Below are 4,649 nucleotides of genomic sequence, written 5' to 3' on the forward strand. Positions count from 1 at the left end.
GATCGCGCCGAACGAGGGGTCCTCGGACGTGCTGATCCGCGTGGCGATCCCGTGCCCGGTCCTGCCCACCGTGATGCCGTAGCAGGCGAGCAGCGCGGCGGTCCGCTCCGGTGAGGGTTCCTCCTGCCCGGCGAGTTCGTCGACGAGCGCGCGGGCCCGGTCCCGGTCCACCCCCGGCAGGTCGGGGATCCGCCCGCGCGGGCGGCGGCGCCAGCCCGCGTACCGGACGGCGTACGCCAGGGCGCGCACCGCGCTCTCCGGCGCCGGGTACGACGGCACAGATCCGTGCAGCAGGCCGCGTTCGCCCAGGTAGGCCGCGATGACCGGCGTCTGCGCCCCGTCGGCGGCGGCGACGATCGCGGCGGCGACGTCGGAGGTCGTGCCGCCGCGGACGGCCGGGGCGAACACGGTGACCACGGCGTCGGTCCCCTCGTCGGCGAAGGCCTCCTCGAGCGCGGCGGTGAAGTCGGCGGGCCCCGCCTCGGGCCCGAGGTCGACCGGCCGCCGCGGCCGCAGGCCCGCGACGGTGGCCGCGTCCTGGACGAGGAGCCCGATCGAGTCGGAGTTGCCGACGATCGCGACCCGGTCGCCACGCGGCAGCGGCTGGTACGCGAGGAGCTGCGCGACGTCGAACAGCTCGCCGAGCGAGTCCACGCGCACCAGTCCGGCCTGCGCGAACAGGGCGCTGACGGCGTGGTCGGGCAGGCTGAGGGCCTGGGCGGCGTGGCCGAGCGGCACGCCCTGGGTCGTCCGGCCGCTCTTGACCGCGACGATCGGCTTGCGGCGGCTGATCCGGCGGGCCAGCCGCGTGAACTTGCGCGGGTTGCCGATCGACTCGAGGTACAGCAGGACGACGGCGGTGTCCGGGTCCTCCTCCCAGTACTGCATCAGGTCGTTGCCCGAGACGTCGGCGCGGTTGCCCGCGGACACGAACGTCGACAGCCCGAGACCGCGCTCGGCGGCCCACTGCAGGATCGTGATGCCGAGGGCGCCGGACTGGGAGAAGAACCCGATGGGCCCGTGGCGCGGCAGCGTCGGCGCGAGGGTGGCGTTCAGCCCGTTGGCGTTGTTGGCGATGCCCAGGCAGTTCGGCCCGACCACGCGCATGCCGCCCGCACGCGCGAGGCGGACGAGCTCGTTCTGCCGCTCACGGCCCTCCGGGCCGGTCTCGCCGAACCCGGCGGACAGGACGACGAGGCCGTGCACGTCCTTGGCGGCGCACTGCGCGACCACGTCGCCCACCACCTCGGCGGGCACCGCCACGACGGCGAGGTCGACCTCGCCCGGCACGTCGCCGATGGTCTTGTAGGCCCGGACGCTGGAGACGGCGGTGGCGCTGGGGTGCACGGGGTAGACGGGGCCGGCGAAACCGCCCGCGAGCAGGTTGCGCAGCACGCTCTGGCCGACGCTGTGCTCCTCACGGCTGGCACCGATCACCGCGACCGAGCGCGGCGACAGCAGCCGGCCGATCGAGCGGGACTCGGCCCGGTGCTCGCGGGCCGCCATGACCTCCCGCGAGGTCTCGGTGGGTTCCAGGTCGAGCGTGAGGGCCAGCACGCCCTCCTCGTACCGCTGCTCGGCCTTGTAGCCCGCGTCGCGGAAGACCTTGCTCATGCGGCGGTTCTCGGGCAGCACGTCCGCGACGAACCGGGTGATGCCGCGTTCGCGCGCCGCGGCGGCGATGTGCTCCAGGAGCACGCTGGCCACCCCGCGGCCCTGGTGGGCGTCCTCGACGAGGAACGCCACCTCGGCGGTGTCCTGCCCGGGGCGCAGGCGGTCGTAGCGGACGACGGCCACCATCGCGCCCCCGATGGTCGCGATGAGCGCCACCCGGTTGTCGTAGTCGACGGTGGTGAAGTGTTCGATCTCCCGGTCGGTCAGCCGGGGACGCGGGGAGAAGAACCGGTAGTAGATAGACTCCGGGGAGAGCCTGGCATAGAACTCGCGTAGCAGCCCGGCGTCATCCGGCCGGATGGGGCGAAGATGTGCTGTCCCCCCATCGGCGAGGACGACGTCGGCCTCCCATTGGTCGGGATACGGCACAGGTCGAGAGTAATGCGAGATGCCAAAATCGCGTCTCGTTCGATACCCATCGGGGTACTCGAAGCTGTTAGGTTTTTGCTCCGGGTCGCAGCTCCCGCTCGCCCACAAGGGCGGCGACCACAGAACAGGGTGGTGACGTCATGACGCGCGTGGTCGTGGTCGGTGATCTTATGACCGATGCCGTCGCGCGGGCAGCATACCCGCTGGCGAAAGGCGGCGACACGCCCGCCAAGGTGACGATGCACGGCGGTGGCTCCGGTGCCAACGTCGCGTCCTGGCTCGCCGTCGAGGGCATCGAGGCCGCCTTCGTCGGGCGCCGCGGCGCCGACATCACGGGCCGCAACCGTGACATGGAACTCATGGGCTACGGCGTGGACGCCCGGCTCGTCATGGATCCCGAGCGCGCCACCGGCACCTGCGTGGTCATGGTCACCCACAAGGGCGACCGCACCATGCTGTCGGACCCGGGCGCCAACGCCGCGCTTCTGCCCGAGGACATCCCGCAGGATCTGTTCGCCCCCGGCGCGCACCTGCACGTGTCCGGATACTCCCTGCTCAACGAGGGGTCACGGCAGGCGGCTCTGCACGCCATGAAGCTCGCGCAGAACGCCCAGATGTCGGTCACCGTCGACGGCGGCGCCAACTCCCTGCTCAAGCGGGCCGGCGCCGAGCCGTTCCTCGACTGGTCCCAGGGCGCCCGGCTGCTCATCGTCAACTCCGCCCAGGCCGAGGCCCTGACCGGCCGGGAGAACCCCGAACAGGCCGCGAAGGTCCTGACCGCGTGGTACTCCCAGGTCGTGGTGAAGCTCGCCGCGGACGGCGCGCTCTGGTACACCAACGGCCGCAACGAGCCGGTGCGCGTCCCGGCGGAGCCGGTCGAGGAGGTCATCGACGGCACGGGCGGTGGCGACGCGTTCGTGGCCGGTTTCCTGCCGGCGTGGCTCGACGGAAAGCCGCCGGCCGAGGCCCTGGCGGCGGGGTGCCGCCTCGCCGCCCGCGCGATCGGCCACCTGGGCGCCCGCCCGATCCTCTGATCCCGTACGGCGGCTCTCAGCCGACGGGGCCACCCGGCGGTGAGGGCACGAAGTCGTACGGGGCGAGAGGGCCCAGCACGCGGAGCCTGATCCGGCCCGCCCAGCGGTAGCCGAGTTCGTCCACGGCCTTGCGGAAGCTCGTCTGGTCGTCCTCGGAGACGAGGAAGGCCGCGTCCGCGGCGGTGTCCTCATCGACCGGCGGGCGGGGGGTGGCGGCGACGGCGTGGGGCGACAGCGTCTGCATAAGTTCTTCGGTGTCGACCTCGCGCTTGGCGTCGAGAGCCTGGATGATCAGCTCGCCGAGGCGGACGCGGTCGTAGTACGCGGCGGTCTCCGGGAGCCCCCGCAGGCTCTCCCGCAGCCGCATGACCTCCGGCTCCTCGGCGAGGACCTCGCGCAGCACCGTGTCCTGGACGTAGGTGGCCGAGACGGTGAACTCCGCCCGGCCCTCGAGGTCGGCGAGCACGCCGGTGAACCAGTCGTAGTACGGCTTGAGCATCTCCTCCACCACGCCTGAGGCCGTGGTCACCACGGCGCTGAACCGCAGCGGCAGCATGGTGGTGCGCGTGGCCAGCGAGGCGACGACGTTCTCGTGCGCGAGGAGGTCCTCCCGGGTGCCCAGCGCCCCGGCGGGCGGGATCTCACTGATCACGCCGGCGAGGTCGCCGTACCGGACCAGGCGGACCCGGCCGCCGCCGGTGCCGAGCAGGCCCTGGGGAAGGCGCGTGGACGCCGGGACGACGCCGTACACGTAGCAGACCCGCGTGTCAGAGCGCTCCACCTCGGCGTCCCGCGGTGTGGTCACGACGCGCCCTCCCCCCAGGGCGGCGAAGTGCGGGACGCCGGCGAGGCCGGGCGCGCGGGCGGGAACACCGGTGACCGAGGCGCAGGCGACGTCAGGTGTCGGCGCCGCCGCCACCGCCGCCGCGGGCCGCACCCGCCGGGTCAGCCCGAGCAGACGAGTCCCGAAGGCCGCTCCCGTGGTGTTCATACCCATCCCCCGCGTCCGACGACCCGTGCCCGACGGATCCGGACATCATTGGTCACATGTCGCAAACCTCACGTTACCTGCGAAGAAAGCGGCAGGACGGCTTGTTTAGGATTCGCGAATCGCGGGCAACCGTAGGGCTCAGGACGTCACCGCGAGCGTGAGCGGCAGCACCGCCGGAGCACCGGCCTCCCGCAGCAGCTTCGTCGCGACGGTCACCGTCCAGCCGGTGTCGACCTGATCGTCCACGAGCAGCACCGGGCCGGGGAGGTCGCCGAGCCCCTCCGGGACGGCCATGGCGTTCCAGAGCGTACGGACCCGCTGGGCGCTGTTGTGCCGGCGCGGCCCCGGGCCGCCGTCGGTGTAGGTGATCTCGCCGAGGTAGGGCAGCCGGCCGATCGTGGCGACACGCCGCGCGAGGTCGGCGATCATGCGGGGCCGGGTCGCGGACGCCATCGCGATCACCGCGGCCGGGCGTCGCTCCCAGTCCCACGCGGACAGCACCGAGACGACCGCGGCGAAGACGTCGTCGGTCACCGGCGCGTGCGGCGCGTCGCGGGCCAGGACGCGGCGCAGCCGGATGG

The 4,649-nt window shown here is 73.1% G+C and carries 3 protein-coding genes and 1 pseudogene; 1 reads left to right on the forward strand and 3 read right to left on the reverse strand.

What is annotated here, in order from left to right:
- Positions 1-2,043 (reverse strand): bifunctional acetate--CoA ligase family protein/GNAT family N-acetyltransferase (locus ACFFNX_RS42860; protein ID WP_378211993.1); only part of this gene is annotated, 2,043 nt, incomplete at its 3' end.
- A 140-nt stretch (positions 2,044-2,183) separates the two neighbouring features.
- Between ACFFNX_RS42860 and ACFFNX_RS42865 the strand changes: the two genes are divergently transcribed.
- Entirely contained in the window at positions 2,184-3,077 is an 894-nt protein-coding gene (locus ACFFNX_RS42865) for a carbohydrate kinase family protein (RefSeq protein WP_378211994.1), read from the forward strand.
- 16 nt (positions 3,078-3,093) lie between these two features.
- Here ACFFNX_RS42865 and ACFFNX_RS42870 read toward each other — a convergent pair whose 3' ends face one another.
- Both ACFFNX_RS42870 and ACFFNX_RS42875 read right to left on the reverse strand, forming a co-directional pair.
- Positions 3,094-4,068: a GvpL/GvpF family gas vesicle protein gene (locus tag ACFFNX_RS42870; protein WP_378211995.1), complete on the reverse strand. Its 975-nt coding sequence runs from the start codon at positions 4,066-4,068 to the stop codon at positions 3,094-3,096.
- Positions 4,069-4,206: 138 nt separating this feature from the next.
- Positions 4,207-4,649, reverse strand: a pseudogene (locus ACFFNX_RS42875) (recombinase RecQ); the annotation flags it as partial.

Origin of the sequence: Actinoallomurus acaciae, from assembly GCF_042429965.1 — a bacterium.
GTDB lineage: Bacteria > Actinomycetota > Actinomycetes > Streptosporangiales > Streptosporangiaceae > Actinoallomurus > Actinoallomurus acaciae.

Excerpts from the sequence above, each read along its gene's own strand:
- ACFFNX_RS42865 (WP_378211994.1), top strand. The coding sequence starts at position 2,184 with ATGACGCGCGTGGTCGTGGTCGGTGATCTTATGACCGATGCCGTCGCG.
- ACFFNX_RS42870 (WP_378211995.1), bottom strand. The coding sequence starts at position 4,068 with ATGAACACCACGGGAGCGGCCTTCGGGACTCGTCTGCTCGGGCTGACC.